At 69.6% G+C, this 19653-nt stretch carries 18 protein-coding genes; 7 read left to right on the top strand and 11 right to left on the bottom strand.

All coding sequences use genetic code 11. The features are described 5' to 3' along the window. The 8 genes from ACZ6O0_RS24425 to glgC all read right to left on the bottom strand — a co-directional run bounded on the left by ACZ6O0_RS24425 (position 1) and on the right by glgC (position 8083). Complete coding sequence (locus tag ACZ6O0_RS24425) at positions 1-723, bottom strand: alpha/beta hydrolase family protein (RefSeq protein ID WP_465767276.1); 723 nt, start codon at positions 721-723, stop codon at positions 1-3. Beyond that, positions 716-1714, bottom strand: coding sequence for an amidohydrolase family protein (locus ACZ6O0_RS24420; protein ID WP_465767275.1), 999 nt, complete (start codon positions 1712-1714; stop codon positions 716-718). Before ACZ6O0_RS24420 ends, ACZ6O0_RS24425 begins: the two co-directional genes overlap by 8 nt. Continuing rightward, positions 1714-2232, bottom strand: a complete 519-nt coding sequence (locus ACZ6O0_RS24415) for a 3-hydroxyanthranilate 3,4-dioxygenase (protein WP_465767274.1) — start codon at positions 2230-2232, stop codon at positions 1714-1716. The genes ACZ6O0_RS24420 and ACZ6O0_RS24415 overlap by 1 nt, the downstream gene beginning before the upstream one ends. A 3-nt stretch (positions 2233-2235) precedes the next feature. After that, the gene (locus tag ACZ6O0_RS24410) at positions 2236-2649 is read right to left on the bottom strand and encodes a RidA family protein (protein WP_465767273.1); all 414 of its coding nucleotides are present in this window, start codon (positions 2647-2649) and stop codon (positions 2236-2238) included. Between the two features lie 118 nt (positions 2650-2767). Beyond that, on the bottom strand, positions 2768-4270 hold the full coding sequence (locus ACZ6O0_RS24405; protein WP_465767272.1) for a 2-hydroxymuconic semialdehyde dehydrogenase: 1503 nt from the start codon (positions 4268-4270) through the stop codon (positions 2768-2770). After that, the gene (locus tag ACZ6O0_RS24400; protein ID WP_465767271.1) at positions 4267-5568 is read right to left on the bottom strand and encodes an FAD-dependent oxidoreductase; all 1302 of its coding nucleotides are present in this window, start codon (positions 5566-5568) and stop codon (positions 4267-4269) included. Before ACZ6O0_RS24400 ends, ACZ6O0_RS24405 begins: the two co-directional genes overlap by 4 nt. Continuing rightward, complete coding sequence (gene kynU / locus ACZ6O0_RS24395) at positions 5565-6809, bottom strand: kynureninase (protein ID WP_465767270.1); 1245 nt, start codon at positions 6807-6809, stop codon at positions 5565-5567. The genes ACZ6O0_RS24400 and kynU overlap by 4 nt, the downstream gene beginning before the upstream one ends. Next, positions 6806-8083: a glucose-1-phosphate adenylyltransferase gene (gene glgC, locus ACZ6O0_RS24390; RefSeq protein WP_465767269.1), complete on the bottom strand. Its 1278-nt coding sequence runs from the start codon at positions 8081-8083 to the stop codon at positions 6806-6808. The genes kynU and glgC overlap by 4 nt, the downstream gene beginning before the upstream one ends. Positions 8084-8362: 279 nt before the next feature. Here glgC and ACZ6O0_RS24385 point away from each other — a divergent pair, with 279 nt between their 5' ends. The 3 genes from ACZ6O0_RS24385 to ACZ6O0_RS24375 all read left to right on the top strand — a co-directional run bounded on the left by ACZ6O0_RS24385 (position 8363) and on the right by ACZ6O0_RS24375 (position 11393). Continuing rightward, positions 8363-8908 carry a GNAT family N-acetyltransferase gene (locus ACZ6O0_RS24385; protein WP_465767268.1) on the top strand — a complete coding sequence of 182 codons (546 nt, stop codon included), beginning with the start codon at positions 8363-8365 and terminating at the stop codon, positions 8906-8908. 18 nt (positions 8909-8926) lie between these two features. After that, a complete protein-coding gene (glgA, locus tag ACZ6O0_RS24380; protein ID WP_465767267.1) occupies positions 8927-10084 on the top strand; it encodes a glycogen synthase in 1158 nt (385 codons plus the stop codon). A gap of 70 nt (positions 10085-10154) precedes the next feature. Further along, positions 10155-11393, top strand: coding sequence for a hypothetical protein (locus ACZ6O0_RS24375; RefSeq protein WP_465767266.1), 1239 nt, complete (start codon positions 10155-10157; stop codon positions 11391-11393). Here ACZ6O0_RS24375 and ACZ6O0_RS24370 read toward each other — a convergent pair. After that, positions 11365-12231, bottom strand: a complete 867-nt coding sequence (locus ACZ6O0_RS24370) for a helix-turn-helix domain-containing protein (RefSeq protein WP_465767265.1) — start codon at positions 12229-12231, stop codon at positions 11365-11367. The two genes, ACZ6O0_RS24375 and ACZ6O0_RS24370, sit on opposite strands and share 29 nt — an antisense overlap. 103 nt (positions 12232-12334) lie before the next feature. Here ACZ6O0_RS24370 and ACZ6O0_RS24365 point away from each other — a divergent pair, with 103 nt between their 5' ends. Further along, on the top strand, positions 12335-13195 hold the full coding sequence (locus ACZ6O0_RS24365; RefSeq protein WP_465767264.1) for an oxidoreductase: 861 nt from the start codon (positions 12335-12337) through the stop codon (positions 13193-13195). 9 nt (positions 13196-13204) lie between these two features. Here ACZ6O0_RS24365 and ACZ6O0_RS24360 read toward each other — a convergent pair whose 3' ends face one another. Both ACZ6O0_RS24360 and ACZ6O0_RS24355 read right to left on the bottom strand, forming a co-directional pair. Continuing rightward, entirely contained in the window at positions 13205-14677 is a 1473-nt protein-coding gene (locus ACZ6O0_RS24360; protein WP_465767263.1) for a leucyl aminopeptidase family protein, read from the bottom strand. 181 nt (positions 14678-14858) lie between these two features. After that, complete coding sequence (locus ACZ6O0_RS24355) at positions 14859-15026, bottom strand: DUF3117 domain-containing protein (RefSeq protein WP_012923066.1); 168 nt, start codon at positions 15024-15026, stop codon at positions 14859-14861. Positions 15027-15194: 168 nt separating this feature from the next. Here ACZ6O0_RS24355 and ACZ6O0_RS24350 point away from each other — a divergent pair, with 168 nt between their 5' ends. The 3 genes from ACZ6O0_RS24350 to ACZ6O0_RS24340 all read left to right on the top strand — a co-directional run bounded on the left by ACZ6O0_RS24350 (position 15195) and on the right by ACZ6O0_RS24340 (position 19048). Continuing rightward, positions 15195-16013, top strand: a complete 819-nt coding sequence (locus ACZ6O0_RS24350) for a PaaX family transcriptional regulator (protein ID WP_465767262.1) — start codon at positions 15195-15197, stop codon at positions 16011-16013. A gap of 32 nt (positions 16014-16045) precedes the next feature. Further along, complete coding sequence (locus ACZ6O0_RS24345) at positions 16046-16837, top strand: enoyl-CoA hydratase/isomerase family protein (RefSeq protein ID WP_465767261.1); 792 nt, start codon at positions 16046-16048, stop codon at positions 16835-16837. Positions 16838-16912: 75 nt separating this feature from the next. Then, entirely contained in the window at positions 16913-19048 is a 2136-nt protein-coding gene (locus ACZ6O0_RS24340) for an SBBP repeat-containing protein (RefSeq protein ID WP_465767260.1), read from the top strand. The last annotated feature ends 605 nt before the right edge of the window (positions 19049-19653 follow it).

The following is a 19653-nucleotide window of genomic DNA, read 5'->3' as shown; positions in this document are numbered from 1 at the left end:
TCAGCCCGTCAGGTGGGTGAGTTCGGTGGTGACCTCGTGCCAGGCGTCACTGAGCGGGTCGATGAGATCGTAGTGGCCGGCGTGGTCCACCCGGACGAAGCGGGCGGTGGGGTGGGCGGTGAAGTACGACTCGGTGACGGTGATGGGGACGCGGATGTCGGCGGTGCCGTGGATGAGGGTGACGCGGGCGATCGAGGCGGGGAGGTGGACCGGGTCGAGGTCGTTGCGGACGCCGCTGCCGATGAAGTCCTGGACGGCGCCGTCGTCGAGGTGCAGGCGGTCGGCCATCAGCAGGTCGGCGACCGGGGCGAGCGCGATCAGGCCACGAAGGCGGACCGGGTTCAGGGTGGACGCGGCCCACAGGGCGAGCTGGCCGCCCGCGGAGTGGCCGATCAGCACGTAGCCGGCGTGGACGTCGACCAGGTCCGGTAGCGCGTCGAGCGCCGTACGGACGTCCGACGTCGTGACATCGGGATCGCCGGGCTCGCGGCGGTACTCCAGGGACAGCACCGGCCAGCCGAGGTCGGAGATCGCCTCACCGAGCGGGCGGGCGTGCATCCGGTCGTACTCCGGCCGCCAGAAACCACCGTGCACGAACACGACCAGCGGCCGGTACTCCTTCGCGTGCCAGTAGTCGATCACCTGGTCCGCGTGGTCGCCGTACCGGAGCTCCTCGTCGGGCTCACGCGCTTCGCGCGACAGTACCGATCGGTCTTCACTCATCAGACCTCCCGAGATAGCGCAGTGCGTTCGTGGACAGCAGTTTCCGCTGCTGGTCCGCGGTCAGGAAACCGGCCTTCCGTACCACCTCCCCGACCGGCCGCTCACCCAGTGGATAGGGATAATCACTGCCGACCAGAACGCGGTCTTCCCCCAAGGTATCGACAAGTAGCCGTAAAGGCGCTGATTCGAACACCACCGTGTCGACGAAGAACCGGTCCAGGTAGTGCGACGGTGGATGCTCGGAGCAACCACGGACGATGTCGCCGCGCCGGTGCCAGGCGTTCTCCAGCCGGCCCAGCCAGAACGCGAAACTCCCACCCCCGTGGGCGAAACAGATCCGCAGCGACGGCGGAAGCGCGTCGAAGGCACCGCCGAGGATCATCGCCAGCACGGACAGGTGGGTCTCGGCCGGCATCCCGGTCAGCCAGCGCGCCATCCACCGGTCCAGCCGCGGACCGCCCGGCATGTCCCACGGATGCACCAGCACCGGTGTCCCGGTCGCGGCACAATGGTTGAGAAAGGCAACGATCCCGGCGTCGTCGAGATCCTTGTCACCGACGTGGTTCCCGATCTCCACCCCCGCGTGACCGGCCGCCCGGCAGCGGTCGAGCTCGGCGCACGCGGCGTCCGGATCCTGCAGCGGCACCTGGCAGAACGCCACGAAGCGGTCGTCCCCGGCCAAGGTCTCCAGGGTGAGGTCGTTGAAGATGCGCGCCAATTTCACCGCCTGGTCGGCGGGCCGGTCGTAGCCGAAGAACACCGGCGTCGGCGAGACCACCTGGACGTCGATGCCGTCGGCATCCATGTCCGCACGCCGGGTCGCCGGATCCCAGGCCTGCGGGCCGATCGGGCGGAACTCGGTCGAGCCGACCATGATCATCGCGGCCCGCTCGGAGTCGATCCGCAGCCACGGCCAGCCGTCGCCGCCGCACGCTACCGAGAGATCCGGCCACCCCTTCGGCACCAGATGGGTGTGGACGTCAACGGTCATCAGCCCTTGCCCGGGTGCACAGTGCCGCACTCCGGGCAGGTGCGCGCGTCCTCGCTCTCGTAGAAGGCCTTGAACACCGGCGGCAGGTCGGCGACGATGTCCGTCACCTGGAGCTCGACCTCGTGCACGATCGCGTTGCAGTTCTCGCAGTACCAGCGGAACTTCTCCAGGACCCCGGGCTCACGGACCCGCTCGATCACCAGGCCGATCGAGTCCGCCGCGCGCTGCGGGGAGTGCGGCATGTTCCGCGGCAGGACCCACATCTCGCCCTCGTCGATGTCGACCCGGGCCGGCCCGTCCTCCGTCATGACGTTGACGTGGGCGTGCCCACGGATCTGGTAGAAGAACTCCTCGTACGGGTCGACGTGGAAGTCGGTGCGCTGGTTCGGCCCGCCGACCACCATGGTGATGAAGTCGTCACCGGTCGGGAACATCTGCTTGTTGCCGACCGGCGGCTTCAGCAGGTGCTTGTTCTCCTCGATCCACTGCGGAAAGTTCGTCGACTCCAGGTTGGCCATGCCCTACTCCTCCTTGTGCGGGATCGCCGCGACAGCGGATATCTCGATCAGCAGCTGGGGATGCGGCAGCTGATGGACTGCGACGGTGGTCCGGGCCGGCCCGGACTCGTCGAAGAATTCGCCATACACCTCGTTGTACCCGCCGAAGTCGTTCATCGTCACCAGGTACGTCGTCACGCTGACAAGATCCTGCAGTCCCGCGCCGATGGCCCCGAGGACGTCCGCGATGTTCTCCAGCACCGCCCGGGTCTGCTCCCGGATGTCCAGCGCCACCGTCCCCAGCTCGTCCACGGACGCACCGGCGATCGTGTTGTCCGGCCGCCGGCTCGACGTCCCGGAGACGAACGCGAACCCACCGCTGACCTTGACGTGCGGAAACCGCCCCCGCGGCACCGCCTTACCTGGCACGACGGTCATGGGGCCTCCCGGCCTGGACTGAGGAGCGCAGGGAGCGAAGCGACCGGAGCGACGAGGGAAGGCCGGGAGCCAAGGTCCCATGACCACGCCGGCGCCGAAGGCCCGGCCAAAAGCAGGGTCATGTCAGCTCCACGCAGACGTTGGTCGGTTCGGAGTAGAAGTCCAGCGAGTGCCGGCCGCCCTCGCGCCCGACGCCCGACAGCTTCATGCCGCCGAAGGGCGTGCGCAGGTCGCGGAGGAACCAGGTGTTGACCCAGACGATGCCGACCTCCAGGGCCGGCCCGGCCCGGTGCGCGCGGCCGACGTCGCGGGTCCAGACCGTTGCCGCCAGCCCGTAGTCGGACCCGTTCGCCAGCGCGTACGCCTCCTCCTCGCTGTCGAAGGGCGCGATGTGGCAGATCGGGCCGAAGATCTCCTCGGTGTTCGTCCGCGCGTCGGCCGGCAGCCCGGTGACGACGGTTGGTTGCACGTAGCAACCACCATCACGGGCATCGCCGAACGACGGTACGCCGCCACCCGTGAGCACCTCGGCTCCCTCGGTCCGCGCGAGGTCGTAGTACGACAGGACCTTGTCGCGGTGCTGCTTCGAGATCAGCGGCATGTTCATCGTCGCCTCGTCCGAAGGCCAGCCGTAGGTCAGCTCGGACGCACGGTGGGCCAGTCGGGAGCAGAATTCGTCGAAGACGGGCCGTTCGACGTACAAGCGTTCGGTGCACAGGCAGACCTGCCCGCCGTTGGTGAAGACCGATCGCACCGATCCCTCGACCGCGGCATCCAGCGACGCGTCGGCGAAGACCAGCCCGGCGTTCTTCCCGCCCAGCTCGAACGACACCGCCTTGACCCGATCCGCCGCGACCTTGGCGATCGCCGTACCCGTCGCGGACTCGCCCGTGAACGTGATCGCGTCCACGCCCGGATGCCGGGTCAGGTACTCCCCCGCCGACGACGGCCCGAACCCGTGCACGAGGTTGAACACCCCCGGCGGTACGCCGGCCTCCGCCATCACCTCGGCGAGCACGGTCGCCGAGGCCGGGGTCTCCTCGGAGGGCTTGACGATCACCGCGTTGCCACAGGCAAGCGCCGGCGCGACCTTCCAGGTCAGCAGCAGCAACGGCAGGTTCCACGGTACGACGATCGCGACCACACCGACCGGTTTCCGGACCGCGTAGTTCAGCGCCCGCCGCCCGTCGGCCAGCACGGTCGTGTACGACTCGGTGGCCGCCGTGGTGGCGAAGTCGGCGAAGGCCCGGAAGTTGGCCGCGCCGCGCGGGATGTCCAGCGTCCGCGCCTGGCTGACCGACTTCCCGGTGTCGCCCACCTCGGCCGCGACCAGGTCGTCGAACCGCCGCTCCAACCCGTCCGCGACCCGCCGCAGGACCGCGGCCCGTTCCTGCTCGCTCATCCGGCCCCACGGACCGCGCAACGCACCCCGCGCGGCCTGAACCGCCGCATCGACGGTGTCGGAGTCCGCCTCACACACGTCGAAGATCTGCTCGCCGGTCACCGGTGAGACCTTCGCGAACGTCGACGCACTCTCCACGAACTGTCCGTCGACGAAGTGCCGCAACAATCCGACCGAGCTCGGTTGCCCGGTCAGCAACTCAGGTGTCCACAAACTCATCGCCGGCCCCGCCTTCGCGCCACCCCGAGGAGTACACCGGCCGCGGCGACCGCGCCCAGCCCCAGCACCTGATGCTGCCGCTTCACCCGCTGCTGGACCTCCGCGTACGGCGTGGTCGAGAAGGAGACCAGCTCGTAGCGGGAGACGTACCGGCCGGGGAGCAACCGCTCCAGCGCGTGCTCGAAGCGCTTGGTCAGCCGGAAGACCGGGGACGCCACCTTGTCGCGCATCTCGATGAAGTTGGCCAGCGCCATACTGGCGATGGCCTCGGTGTTCTCACGGCGACGCGCCTCGAACAACGGCAATGCCCGGGCCCACGAGCCGCCCGTGTCGTCGAGGCACCGGTCCAGCTCGACCACGTCCTCGAAGGCGCAGTTCGCCCCCTGGCCGTAGAACGGGACGATCGCGTGGGCGGCGTCCCCGAGCAGCGCCGTACGCCCGTGAGCCTGCCAGGGCAACGTGTGGACGGTGCCGAGCACACCGACCGGGTTGTGCAGGTAGTCGTCGACCAGATCCGGTGCCAACGGCAACAGGTCCGGGTAGTTCTGCTGGAAGTGCGCTTCGATGCCGGCGGCGTCGGTCAGTGCGTCGAAGGATCCGGCCGGCCAGAACAGCGTGCAGGTGAAGGACCGGTCCGGGTTCGGCAGCGCGATCATCATCGACGTCCCGCGCGGCCAGATGTGCAGGGCGCCCGGATCGAGCGCGAACTCGCCGTCCACGGCCGGGATCGACAGCTCCTTGTAGCCGTAGTCGAGGAAGTCGACGTCCTCGGCAACGATGCCTTCGGCAAGCAACTGCTCGCGGACCGCGGAGCCCGCTCCGTCCGCACCCAGAACCACGTCGGCCGACGCCGACACCTTCCCAGACGGCGTCGCGAACACCATCCGGCCGGCCTGCGAGTCCAGCTCCACCAGCCGATGCTCGAAGACGACAGTCACCCCGGGGGCGTCCGAAGCCGCCGTCAGCAAGGCGTTGTTGAGCGCACCCCGGCTGATCGAGTTGATCGCGCGATCGCCGGAGGCCGAGTAGGCCTGGAAATCCAGCGGCCCGGAGACCGGGTGGATCATCCGGCCCTTCATCGGCAGCGCGTCGGCCATCACCTGGTCGACCAAGCCGATCCGCCGCAGCGCGTCCAGTCCGCGCTCGGAGATCGCCAGGTTGATCGACCGGCCGCGCTCGACCTGCGCGACCCGCGGATCCGGGCGCCGCTCGTACAACATCACCTGCAATCCACGCCGCGCCAGGAAACACGCGAGCAAGCTTCCCGTCAGCCCCGCCCCGACGATCGCGACCTTCATGCCGGCATCACCTCGGCCAGAGCGGACGCGGCCCGCCAGCAGTCGTGGTACGTCGAGTAGAGCGGCACCGGCGCGAGCCGCAGTACGTCGGGCTCCCGCGCGTCCGCGATCACGCCGTACTCGAACCGGAGCCGCCGCGCCAAGTCACCCGCCCGCATCCCCACCACCTTCAAGGACAACTGCGCCCCACGCCTCTCCGGGTCGGACGGCGTGATCACCCGCAAGGAACATCCGGTCAACAGCTTCTCCAGGTACGCCGTCAGCCGCAGACTGCGCTCGCGCAGCACCCCGATGCCGACCTTGTCGAAGATCTCCAGCGACGTCCGGACCGGGCTCATCGAGAAGATCGGCGGGTTCGACACCTGCCAGGCATCCGCGGACGCGGGCGGCCGCGACTCCGGCGTCATCTCGAACCGGGTCGACGGGTCCGTGCTCCACCAGCCCTCGAACCGCGGGAGGTCGCCACCGACGTGCCGCTCGTGCACGAAGGCGCCCGCGAGCGCGCCGGGCCCCGAGTTGAGGTACTTGTACGAACACCAGGCCGCGAAGTCCACACCCCAATCGTGCAACGCCAACGGGACGTTGCCGGCCGCGTGCGCGAGATCCCAGCCGACGATCGCGCCGGCCGCGTGACCGGCCTTGGTGATCGTGGGGATGTCCATCAGCTCACCGGTCAGGTAGTTCACGCCGCCCAGCAGGACCAGCGCCACGTCGGCACCCAGTTGCTCGACGACATCCGCCGTCCGCAGACAGTCCTCGCCGGGCCGGGGCCGGAGGCGGATGATTGCGTCCTCGGCGTCGTACCCGTGGAAGCGGGCCTGCGAGCGGACGGCGTAACTGTCCGAGGGGAAGGCCGAGTCCTCGATCACGATCCGGTGCCGCGAGCGGGTCGGGCGGTAGAACGAGACCATCAGCAGGTGCAGGTTGACGGTGAGCGAGTTCATCACGACGGTCTCGCTCGGCAGCGCACCGACCAGCCGGGACGCGGGACCGGTCAGCAGCTCGTGGTACGGCAGCCAGGGCCGCTCGGCGTCCAGGTGCCCTTCGACGCCCAGGGCGGCCCACGCGTCGAGGTCCTCGAGCAGCTCGGTGCGGGTCGCGCGCGGGCGCAGGCCGAGCGAGTTGCCGGCGAAGTACGCCACGTCGGCGTGGTCGCCACCCTGCGCCAGCGGTACGTCGAAGAGGTCGCGATGCCCCGGATCCGTGGCATCGAGCTCCAATGCCTCAGTCTCCGTGCTCACGCCTTGGCAACCTCGTCTTCTGACTCGTCGGACGCGGCATCGGCCTTCGGCGGATCGATCACCTGGCCCTTGCCGAGCACCGTGACACCGCCCTTGGAGACAGTGAATCCCCGCTCCCGGTCGTGATCGGGGTCGACGCCGATCTCGACGCCGTCCGGGACGATCACGTTCTTGTCCAGGATGACGTTCTTCAGGACGGCGTTCGCACCGATCTTGCAGTTGTCCATGATCACCGCGCGCTCGATGAAGGCGCCGGCGCTGACGATCACGTTGGAGCCGAGCACCGAGTGCTCGACGGTCGCGCCGGACACGATCGAGCCCTGGCAGACGATCGACTCGCCGACGGTCGCGTCGTCGGTGAACTTCGCGCCCGGCAGCTGCGGGTGCGAGGTGAAGATCGGCCAGTCGGAGTTGTAGAGGTTGAACACCGGCTGGATCGAGACCAGGTCCATGTGGGCCTCGTGGTAGGAGTCCAGCGACCCGACGTCGCGCCAGTACGAACGATCCCGGTCCAGCGCGCCCGGGACGTCGTTGTCCTTGAAGTCGTAGACGCCGGCCTTGCCCTCGGCAACCAGCATCGGCACGATGTCGCCGCCCATGTCGTGCCGGGACGCCGGGTTGGCGGCGTCCTTGCGCAGCGCCTCGACCAGGACGTCGGCGGTGAACACGTAGTTGCCCATCGAGGCGAACGTCTCGTCCGGGGAGTCCGGCAGGCCCGGCGGGTCGGCCGGCTTCTCCAGGAACTCCTCGATCGAGTGCCCGTCCGCGCCGGTCTTGATCACGCCGAACTCGGTCGCCTCCACCCGGGGCACCCGGATCCCCGCCACGGTCACGCCGTTCCCACGCTCGAGGTGCGCCGCCACCATCTGCGAGGCGTCCATCCGGTAGACGTGGTCGGCGCCGAACACGACGATGATGTCGGGCTTGTGGTCGGCGATCAGGTTCATCGACTGGTAGATCGCGTCCGCGCTGCCCTGGTACCACTGCGGGCCGAGCCGCTGCTGGGCCGGCACACAGGTGACGAAGTTGCCCAGCAGCGTCGACATCCGCCAGGTGAGCGTGACGTGCCGGTCGAGCGAGTGCGACTTGTACTGCGTCAGCACGCAGAGGTTCCGGTAGCCGGCATTGACCAGGTTGGACAGCACGAAATCGATCAGCCGATAACTGCCCCCGAACGGGACGGCCGGTTTGGCCCGGTCCCCGGTCAGCGGCATCAGCCGCTTGCCCTCACCGCCGGCCAGCACGATTCCGAGAACTCTGGGCGCCTTTGCCATGTCCGCACCTTAGGCCATGTGCCCCCCTCATGTGCAGTGCGAGCGGGTGCTCGGTGGAGTGCATCGGGGTGCCGGAGAGGTGACCTCGATGCGGAGCATCGTGGTCGGCTCTCCGGTGCCGCGAGGTGCCCACCGAGTGCCCGATCGTGCTGTGCAGGAGGGGGGCACATGGCCTTAGCTCCGAGAACCCGCAGGCATAAGCGCTTGCGAGTGTCGCGACACTAAGTGTTCAGGGTCGGCGCTGGTGCGAAGCCACCCCCGACCCTGGACACTGGGCAGATGCCGATCCTTGTCGTACCGTCTACCGCTGTTCACCGAGGGTTCCTGGCTGCTTGGGACGAGGCGGGGGCGGCGGAGGAGCGGTGGATGGGGGCGCGCTCGGTGGCGGGGGCGGAGGAGGAGTGGACGCGGGAGCAGGCGGACGATCCGGCCGAGTTCGCCCGGATGGTCGACGCCATCAGAGTCGAGGCGGAGCCGGAGACCGAGCTGCCGCCGGGGATCGTGCACCAGACCGTGCTCTGGTTCGTCGACGGCATCGAGTGGCTCGGCCGGCTGTCGATCCGGCACGACCTCACCCCGGCCCTGACCGAGATCGGCGGCCACATCGGGTACTACGTCCGCCCGTCGGCCCGCCGCAAGGGCTACGCGACCCAGATGCTGACCCAGTCGCTCCCGATCGCGGCCGCCCTCGGCATCGACCCGGCCCTGGTCACCTGCGACACCGGCAACGCCGCCTCGCGCAAGGTCATCGAGGCGGCCGGTGGCGAATTGGAAGACGAACGACACGGAAAGCTGCGGTTCTGGGTGCCGACACACGTCGCGTGATGACCTATGGTCGGCCTCATGAAGGTCGCCATCCTGACGCGTGAGTTTCCTCCGGATGTGTACGGCGGGGCGGGAGTGCACGTGGACTTCCTGGTCCGCGAGCTGCGCCGCCTGATCGACGTGGACGTCCATTGCATGGGCGAGCCCCGGCACGGCGCGACCGCGCACTCCGAGGACGACGACAGGATGCGCGACGCGAACGCGGCCCTGCGCATCCTGTCCACCGACCTGACCATGACCGCCGCGGTCGGCGACTCACAGCTCGTGCACTCCCACACCTGGTACGCGAACATGGCCGGCCACTGGGCCAAGCTCCTGTACGGCGTCCCGCACGTGGTGACCGCCCACTCGCTGGAGCCGCGCCGCCCGTGGAAGGCCGAGCAGCTCGGCGGTGGCTACCGGCTGTCCAGCTGGGCCGAGCAGACGGCGTACGAGGCGGCCGATGCCGTGGTCGCGGTGAGCCGCGGGATGCGGGACGACGTCCTCGACTGCTACCCGGCGATCGACCCGGCCAAGGTGCACGTGATCTCGAACGGGATCGACGCGGACTTCTACCGCCCGGACCCGAAGACCAGCGTGCTCGAGCGGCTCGGGGTCGACCTGAACCGCCCGTACGTGACGTTCGTCGGCCGGATCACCCGCCAGAAGGGTGTGCCGCACCTGCTCCGGGCCGGTCTGCGGCTCGACCCTTCCGTGCAGCTGGTGCTGCTGGCCGGCGCGGCCGACACGGTCGAGCTGAAGGCCGAGACGGATGCGCTGATCGACGACCTCAAGCTGGCCCGGGACGGCGTGTTCGTGGTCTCCGAGATGCTGCCGCGCGAAGAGGTCCGGCAGGTGCTGACGCACGCGCTGGCGTTCTGCTGCCCGTCGATCTACGAGCCGCTCGGCATCGTCAACCTGGAGGCGATGGCGTGCGAGACGGCCGTCGTGGCCAGCGCGGTCGGCGGGATCCCCGAGGTCGTCAACGACGGGGAGACCGGCATCCTGGTGCCGTACGACGAGAACGACATCGACACCTTCGAGCGCGGGCTGGCCGCGGGGATCAACGAGCTGGTCGGCGACCCGGCCAAGGCCGAGGCGATGGGCAAGGCCGGTCGCGAGCGCGCGGTCTCGGAGTTCGGCTGGGACGCCGTCGCGGACCGGACCGTGCAGCTGTACACCGGCCTGCTCGGGTAGGGAAAACCCCACTACGGGCACGGGGGTTCGCACCATCGTCCGGGTGGCGGCCCGGCGGTTGGGTTGAGGTATGACTTCTCGCCTGACCAAGACGGTCGCCGCCACCCTGGCCACCGCAGCCCTCGTCGCCTTCCCGCTCTCGGCCTACGCCTCGGTCACCCAGCCGACGCTGTCCGAGGCCGCCGTCACCAGCACGCATGCCGTCCGTGGCGCGCTCGTCTCCGCGGTCCCCGTCGCCACACTGACGGCCGCCCAACTGGACGCCGCCGCGGCCGACTTCACTGGCACCCCACCCGCTCGGTACGGCGTGACGGCGTACCGCTTGATCTATCGCACGATCGACCATGACGGCCGGCCGACGACCGCGAGCGGCATCGTCGTGCTGCCGAACGGGCGGCGGGGCGCGCTCACGGTCGCGGAGTACCTGCACGGGACCCTCGCGACCAAGGCCTACGCGGCGTCGGTCGACGACACCTCGACCGATCGCCTGGTCACCGCGCTCTTCGCCGGGGCTGGTCTGGTCGGCGTCGCGCCGGACTACCTCGGTCTGGGACTCGGTCCGGGTCTGCACCCGTACATCGACACCAGGACCGAGACGACCGCGTCCGCGGACCTGTTGCTCGCGGCCCGGACCTTCGCGGCCAAGCACGGGGTGGCACTCAAGCGGGACGTCCTGGTCACCGGCTTCTCGCAGGGCGGCCGGGCCTCGCTCGCGCTCGGGCGGGCGTTGAGCCGCGGTGAGGCCGGGCCGTTCCGGCTCGGTGCGCTACAGGCCGTCGCCGGACCGTACGACCTGCTCGGCAGCGAACTGCCGGCAACCTTCGACGGCGGTGTCGCGCCCCCGACCGCGGCGTTCTACCTCGCGTACTTCGTCACCGCCTGGAACCGAACGGTCGGCCTGTACGACGACCCCCGCGAGGCCTTCCGGGAGCCGTACGCCGACACCATCGAGGGACTGTTCGACGGGACACACCCCGACGAGGAGATCGCCGCCGCACTGCCGGACTCACCGCAGAAGCTGTTCACACCCGAGTTCGCCGAGCGTCTCCAGCACCCGACCGGCCGCTTCCTGCGGGCACTGCGCGCGGCTGACGAGATCTGCCATGACTGGACTCCGCGAGTCCCGGTACACCTCTACAGCGGCACGAAGGACACAGACGTCGTGGCCGCGAACGCAGACTCCTGCGCCACCTCGTTGCGCGCTCGAGGCGCCGAGGTCACCGTCCACTCGATGGGCGCGGTCGACCACTTCGGCACGGCGTACGCGGCGTTCCCGCGGATCATTCGGGCTTTCGGTCGGTGGGCTTGATGCTCCGCTCCGGCACGTCCTCGGTGGTGGCGGTGAGGCTGCCCAGCAGCGCGAGCGACTCGACGTCACGCGAGCCGGGCACGGCATGGAAGACGACGAGCGTGATGTTGTCGGTGCCGCCGATCGTGAGCTTGTCGGAGCGGAGGTCCAGATCACCGACGGCAGGATGGGTCAGTTGGCTCAGCCGGCCGCGCCGTGGGCGCACGTCGTGCCGCGCCCACAGCTGCCGGAACCTGTCGCTGCGCAGCGAGAGGTCGCCGACCAGCTCCTTCAGGCGCGGGTCGTCCACGTCCGGCCCGAGCTCGGTGCGGAGGATCGCGACGCCCTCCTCGGTCAGCTCGTCCCAGTCCCGGCGCAGCTCGCGCTCGCTGGGGTCGAGCAGGACGGCGGACAGGAGGTTCACCCCGACGGCGTAGTTCGGGGACAGCGCCGCGCACAACGCGTTGACGGCGAGGACATCGGTGTACTTGTTCTGCACGTAGGCGGGGTTGTCCGGCCAGCCGTCGATCAGCTCCAGGATGCTGTCCGGCACGCTCGCCCGCAGCCTCGGGGCGACGTGCGGACGCTCCTGGGCGAGCCCGATCAGGTACGCCGTCGCGTCCGCGTCCAGCCGCAGTACGTCGGCCAGGGACTCGAGGACCTGCACGGACGGGTTGCGGTCCCGGCCCTGCTCCAGCCGGAGGTAGTAGTCCGAGCTGATCCCGGCCAGCATCGCGACCTCCTCGCGCCGCAGCCCCGGCACCCGTCGCAGCCCGACCCGGCGGAGACCGACGTCCTCGGGCTTGACCTGCTCGCGCCGGGCGCGGAGGAACTCGCCGAGCGCGTTCGTACTCTCCATGCCTTCCACGGTAGTGGGAGGCACGCTCCGGTGACTGGGTCCTGTCACTACCAGGAACAGCGGGGTACTCCCTGCCGGCGTCAAGCCGACGAACAGTGGAGGCATGACCAACACCACCATCACCCTCGCCGACGACCTGACCATCACCCGACTCGGGTACGGCGCCATGCAACTCGCCGGCCCGGGTGTCTTCGGCCCACCGAAGGACCGCGACCAGGCGATCGCCGTACTGCGGGAGGTCGTCGACCTCGGCATCACCCACATCGACACCAGCGACTTCTACGGCCCGGCCGTGGTCAACGAGCTGATCAAGGAGGCGCTGTACCCGTACCCGGCGGACCTGCACCTCGTCACCAAGGTCGGCGCCCGCCGCGGCGACGACGCGAGCTGGATCCACTCCGAGGAGCCGGACGACCTCAAGGCCCAGGTCCATGAGAATCTCGAGCACCTCGGCCTGGACGTCCTCGACGTCGTCAACTTCCGCAGCGCCGCACACGACGGCGGCAGCGAGGACTCGATCGCCGCTCCGTTCACCGTGCTGGCCGAGCTGCAGCAGGAAGGCCTGATCCGCCATCTCGGGCTGAGCGGCGTCACCGTCACCCAGATCCGCGAGGCGCAGGCCATCGCGCCGGTCGTCACCGTGCAGAACCTCTACAACCTGGTCCGGCGCCAGGACGACGACGTCGTCGACTACTGCGCCGCCAACAACATCGCCTTCGCCTCGTTCTTCCCCCTCCGCGGCTTCAGCCCGCTCCAGTCGGAAACCCTGGCCAAGGTCGCCACCCGCCTGAACGCGTCCCCGCAACAGGTCGCCCTCGCCTGGCTCCTGCAGCGCTCCGCCACCAGCATCGTCATCCCCGGCACCTCGTCGGTAGCCCACCTTCGCGAAAACACCGCGGCCGCCGACCTGGCTCTCCCGTCCGACGCCGTCGCCGAACTCGACTCCATCGGAGCCCGGGGATGATCGGCTGACTCAGCCGATGCCGGAGGTTGGCGTGTCTGAGGTCAGCCAGGTGGTGAGGAGGCGGGCGCCGGCGCCGGTGGCACCGATCGAGTACTCGAAGCGGTCGGCCGGCGACTCGGCGATCGACGACAGGTCGAGGTGCGCCCACGGGACATCGCCGGCGAAGGCCTTCAGGAACAGGGCGGCGGTGATCGAGCCCGGGCCCTTCGAGCTGTTGACCGAGTCGGCGATCGGCGTCGAGATCAGCTCCTCGTACTCGGCCGGCAGCGGCATCCGCCACAGTTCCTCACCGGACACCCGGCCGGCGTCCGCGAGGTTGTCCGCCAGCGCGTCATCGGTCGCGAACAGTCCGCCGTACAGCATCGATCCGAGCGACACCTTGATCGCGCCGGTCAGCGTGGCGATGTCGACGAGGACGTCCGGCTTGAGCTCCTTCACGGCGTACGCGAGTCCGTCGGCCATTACCAGCCGGCCCTCGGCGTCGGTGTTCTTCACCTCGGTGGTGCGGCCGCCGTAGTGCCGGATCACGTCGTCCGGGCGGTACGACGTACCGGACGGCATGTTCTCGGCCGAGCAGATCAGGCCCGTCACCTTGACCTGGGCACCGAGCTCGCGCAGCGCCGACAGGGTGGCGATCACGGAGCCGCCGCCGGTCATGTCGCGCTTCATCGACACCATGCCCTCGCGCGGCTTCAGCGACAGGCCACCGGTGTCGTAGGTGATGCCCTTGCCGACCAGGACGACGTACGGCGTGTCCTTGGTGGCACCTTCCGGCACGTAGTCCAGCCGGATGAACCGCGGCGGCCTGGTCGATCCCTGGCCGACCGCGAGGATGCCGCCGAACCCGTCGGCGGCCAGCTTCTTCTCGTCCCAGACCGTCACCTCGAGACCGGTCGACGCGGCCAGCTCGGTGGCGCGGGCGGCCAGCCAGGCCGGGTCCTTCTCGTTCGACGGGGTGATCGCGAACTGCCGGGCCAGCCAGCCGGTCCGCCCGATCACGACGCCACGGTCCAGCACCGGCTGCCGGGCCGCCGACGATCCGTCGGTCAGCGTGAGGCGGGCCAGCACCGGCTTGCCCGCGTCGACGGTCTTGAGGGTGTACGTGAACGATCCGAGCACGATGCCCTCCGCGAACGCCTGCAGCGCCGCGTCATCGATGCCCTCAGCAACGACCGTGGTGAGCTCGTCCTTGCCGCGACCGAACCGGGCGATCGCCGCCCCGGCGTGTCGCAGGTCCTTCGCACTGCCGTCACCGGCACCGACCAGCAGGATCTCGGTCACCTCGCCGGCCAGCAGCGGGTACGCCGCCGTCGCGCCGGCAGCTGTGGTGAAGCCGGTCGCCTGCTGCGCCTCGAGCAGCCGGCCGAGATCGACGCCGAGCCGTTCACCGGCCTCTTTCGCGGCGGCCGGCAGACCGCCCTCGCCGACCACGACCACCCAGGTCGGGGCGCCGTGCACGGGCAGCCCTGGCTGCCAGGCCACAGCCGGAAGAGTCGGGAACGCGAACGAACTGCTGCGGCGAGCCACTAGGACGACCTCACTGGAGTTTGATCAAAGGGAGTTGTGCCGGGCCAACCGTAACGACCCCGGCCGGTGCCGAAAAGGGCACCCACCGGGGTCGGAATGATTGGCAGAGGTGCGAGAGCACCCCGGGAGGATCCGGTCAGCCGACGACTGCTTTGAGCGCGTTGCCGAGCTCGGTGGCTTCGTCGGCATTCAGCTCGACGACGAGCCGGCCGCCGCCCTCGAGCGGAACCCGCATCACGATCCCCCGACCCTCCTTGGTGACCTCGAGCGGACCATCGCCCGTCCGCGGCTTCATCGCCGCCATGCGCGCACCCCTTCCCAGTGTCGGTGTTGAGCGACGACACCGCGCGGGACCGACCGTCGCCGGCGCCGTTGCGGTGATGCGCCGTCGGCGCGTATCGCAGTGTGTATCGGACCCCATTATTCCCGATCACAGGCCAGAGCCGTGCACCATACGGCAGACTCAAGTCTTGTGCACGCCCGTTCAGCCCTTTTCGACCTCTACGGCGACCACCTGCGCGCGCGAGGTGCGCGGGCCCCGGTCGCGGCCCTGGTCCGGCTGCTCGCGCCGCTCGGCGTCCATCCGCCGGCGGTGCGCACCGCCGTGTCCCGGATGGTCCGGCAGGGCTGGCTGGAGCCGGTCCGGCTCGACGGCCAGCCCGGGTACGCGCTGACGTCCCGGGCGCGTCGCCGCCTCGACGACGCGGCTGCCCGGATCTATCGCACCGCCCCCGACGGCACCCCGGTCGCGGCCGGTTCCGAGGGCTCCGCGGACTGGGACCGGCACTGGCATCTGGGTGTCCTCCGCGAGGTGCCGAACGCGCGCCGCCGCGAACAGCTCGCGAGCCAACTCGCCTTTCTGGGTTGGGCTCCGCTGTCCGACGGCGCCTGGGTCGGACTGCGCAACGACGCCGAGGTGGACCAGATCCTCGGCGTGGAAGGGATCGCCGCGGACCGGTTCCGCGCACCGATCGACGACGGCGCGGTCGAGTTCGCCCGGCGGGTCTGGCGGCTCGACGAGCTCGGCGCGTCGTACGACGCCTGGCTGATCGAAGCCAAGGCGCTGGTCGACGCCGCGGGCGACGACACCACCGACGAGCAGGCGTTCGCGGTCCGGTCCGAACTCGTGCACGAATGGCGCAAGTTCCTGTTCCGGGATCCGGGGCTGCCGGCCGAGCTGCTGCCCGCCGACTGGGCCGGCACCCGGGCCGCCGCGTTCTTCGATTTCCACGCCGAACGACTGAGCCCCGCGGCCGGGCGTTTCGTCGACGACTGCCTGACACTGCACTGAAAATCTCACCGAATGTCAAGGAGCTGACCACGATGAGTGACTCCGTCACCTACGCCGTCGCCGAGGGCGTGGCCACCATCACGCTGAACCGGCCGGACGCGATGAACTCGCTCGACACCGCGACCAAGGTCCTGCTCCGCGACACCGTCCAGGCCGCCGCCGAGGACGACGCCGTCCGCGTCGTCGTGCTGACCGGGACCGGCCGGGCGTTCTGTGTCGGTCAGGACCTGAAGGAGCACATCGGGCTGCTCCAGGCAAACGACACCGCCGCGCTGTGGAGCACGGTCCCGGACCACTACGCGCCGATCGCGCTGGCGCTGGCCGAGATGCCGAAGCCGGTGATCGCCGCGGTGAACGGGGTCGCGGCCGGCGCCGGCGCGTCGATGGCGTTCGCGTGCGACTTCCGGGTGGTGGCCGACACGGCCGGCTTCAACCTCGCCTTCACCGGCATCGCCCTGTCCTGCGACACGGGCATCTCCTGGACCCTTCCCCGCCTGATCGGGCACGCCAAGGCGCTCGAGCTCCTCTACTTCCCCCGTACGATCCCCGCCGCCGAGGCCCTCGACCTCGGGCTCGCCACCTCGGTGGTCCCCGCCGCCGAGCTGGCCTCCGCCGTCGCTGACCTTTCCGGCAAGCTCGCCACCGGCCCGACGGTCGCGTACGGCGCCGTCCGCCAGTCCCTCGGCTATTCGGCGACCCACACGCTGGCCGAGTCCCTCGTCTTCGAGGCGGGGAAGATGCAACTCACCGGCGACACCGAGGACCATCACAACGCCGTCGCTTCCTTCGTCGCCAAGCAGAAGCCCACCTTCACCGGCCGCTAGCCGGCGTCCGCCCTCCCGCCGTTCGCTGGGTCCCGGCTCTTGTAATCGTTTACGTAACCGATTACAACCTGACGTGTGAGGAAACTGCTGCTGCCTGCCGCCCTGACGGTCGCCACGTTGGTTGGGAGTCTTGTCGTGCCCGGTTCGAGTGCTCAGCCGACCACCCAGCCCGGAACCATCACCGCCGCCAGCGTGCGGTCGGCGACCCTCGGCGAGGACATCGACTACAACGTCTACCTCCCGGCCGGGTACGCCGACTCGACCCAGCGCTACCCCGTCCTCTACCTCCTGCACGGCCGCGGCGACTCGATGGCCGCCTGGACCCAGGTGAAGAGCCGGCTCGACGAGCTGATCGGCTCCGGCGAGATCCCGCCGACGATCGCGATCATGCCGGATGCCCCCTGGAGCAACCGCGCCGGCTGGTACGTCGATTCGGCGTACCGCGGCTCCGCGGATGGCGCCGTACCCCCTGGACGGCCGGTCGAGACCGCGTTCTTCCACGATCTGATCCCGCAGGTGGACGCGTCGTACCGGACGATCGCGGACCGGACCGGGCGCGCGGTCGCCGGGTACTCGATGGGCGGGGCGGGCGCGCTGCGTTATGCGCTGGCGCATCCGGAGGTGTTCGGCGCGTCGATCGCCCTCAGTCCGGCGGTGTACTTCCCGTTGCCACCGGCGGACTCGAGCACCCGGGAGTTCGGTGCCTTCGGCAAGGGGAAGGATCCGTTCTCGGAGGCGACGTACCTGCGGCTGAACTGGCCGGCGGCGCTGAAGTCGTTCGCGGCGACCGGGCTGCCGTCGCATCTCTACATCGCGGTCGGCGACGACGAGTACAAGAACCCGAAGGCGATCGACGCGACCCACGACCTCGACTTCGAGGCGCATGTCGTGTTCAACCAGGCGGTCCGGGTGCCGACACTGACCTCGGAGTTCCGGGTCGTCGACGGCGGGCACGACTGGGACGTCTGGGGGGCGACGTTCGCCGAGGGAGCGAAGTACATCTTCCAGTACATCGGGAAGCCGCCGGCCGTCCCGATGAAGGCGACCATCACCGGCACGCCGGGCGAGGACCGGGCCGGCGGGATCGCAACTGATGCCTCAGGCAACGTTTATCAGGCGATCGCGGTGGAGGGCTCGCTGGACGGTCAGCCGTACGCCGGCGCGAAGGACGTCGCGCTGATCAAGACCCGCCCGGACGGGACACGCGAGTGGACGCGCTCACTCGGGACCGCTGGGACCGAACGCCCGTACGGCGTTGCCGTGGACGCGGAGGGGCGTGTCGTGGTGACCGGCTACACGACTGGTGATCTCGACGGCGCGCATGCGGGGAACGCTTCGGACGATGCGTTCGTGGCGCAGTACGACGCTGCGGGCAATCGCCGGTGGGTGACGCAACTCGGCGTACCTGGGGTTGCTGATCGGAGTTACTCGATCGCTGTTGACGGGTCGGACATCTATGTCGGCGGCTACACGAAGGGCTCGCTGGGCGGCGCGAACCAGGGCGACAAGGATGTCTTCCTCGCCCGGCTCGACGCCGACGGCCGACAGGTCTGGCTGCGCCAGGTCGGAAGCACCGCCGAGGACAAGGGGATGGCGATCACGTTCTCCGGAGGCTCTGTCTACATCGCCGGCATGACAGCAGGCTCCCTCGGGACACCGGCCGGCGGAATCGACGGCTTCGTCGCTCGTTACTCGACCTCCGGCGAGCCGGTCTGGATGACGCAGTTCGGCACACCCGCGTCGGACGAAGCCTGGGGGCTGGCGGCCGATCCAGCCGGCGGCGTCTACCTGACCGGCTACACCGCCGGCGACTTCTCCGGCACTCTGGCCGGCGACAAGGACTTCCTGGTCGCGCGCGTCGACGTCAACGGCGTTGTGACCTGGCGGGACCAATTCGGGACCACCGGCAACGACAAGGGCGCCGCACTAGCGGTCGACGACTCCGGCAACCTCTACGCAGCAGGCTTCACCGACGGAGCCCTCGAAACACCCCTGGGCAAGTTCGACGCCGTCCTCACGAAGTACTCCCCCGGCCACACCCGAACCTGGACCCGCCAGTTCGGCACCCCCGACGACGACGCCGCCGACCCCTTCGCCGAGGCCAACCTCTACCTCGCCCCAACACCCACCCGCATCCACCTCTCCGGCCTGACCACCACCGACACCTTCCACACCACCTACACCCCGGAAGGCGACAACGAAGCCCCGTAAACGCGGGCGTGCGGCAACTTCGGGTGGACCTGTCAACACCGAGGCCGGTCCGTCAACGTCCCGGAGGAGGAGCTCGGCACGCATCTGTTGGTGGGTCGGTGAACCTCGGCTAGGCCACAAAGGTCGCTGAGCCCGAGCGGGCCCGCAAACGTTGGTCGTCCACGCACATCGGAGGGGCCTGTAAACGTTGGTGGGCCCCCCGACCGTGTTCCGGCCGGGCGAGTCACGGCCGGACAACCACCTGACAGCCGGGGGCGCCCGAGGAACACCTCATCACGTTCAGTGCCCAAAGCACAACTCGTTCAGCCGTTTGTGTTTTACCCAATTTCATCAATCTCCGGCACCCCTTGCAGATGCACATTCCACCTGCACGTGCAGGTGCTGAACGCACGCCGAAACCCCCACCCACACGCGGCATTCACCCCCACAAACCCCACCCCAACCACCCACCAGGACCAGTCCAAAACCCACCCCACCCGGCCCCTCGTTCGCAGCCCGTCAGCAAGCGAAACGCGCCCCCATCCACCCCTTCGCTCCCACCCACCGACCGCGCACGCGAGCGCCGCACCCGCGGACAGTCAGACAACGCACGCCATCCCCTCCGC

The organism is Kribbella sp. NPDC048837, assembly GCF_055586945.1.
This window is presented reverse-complemented; position numbering and strand designations above follow the sequence as displayed.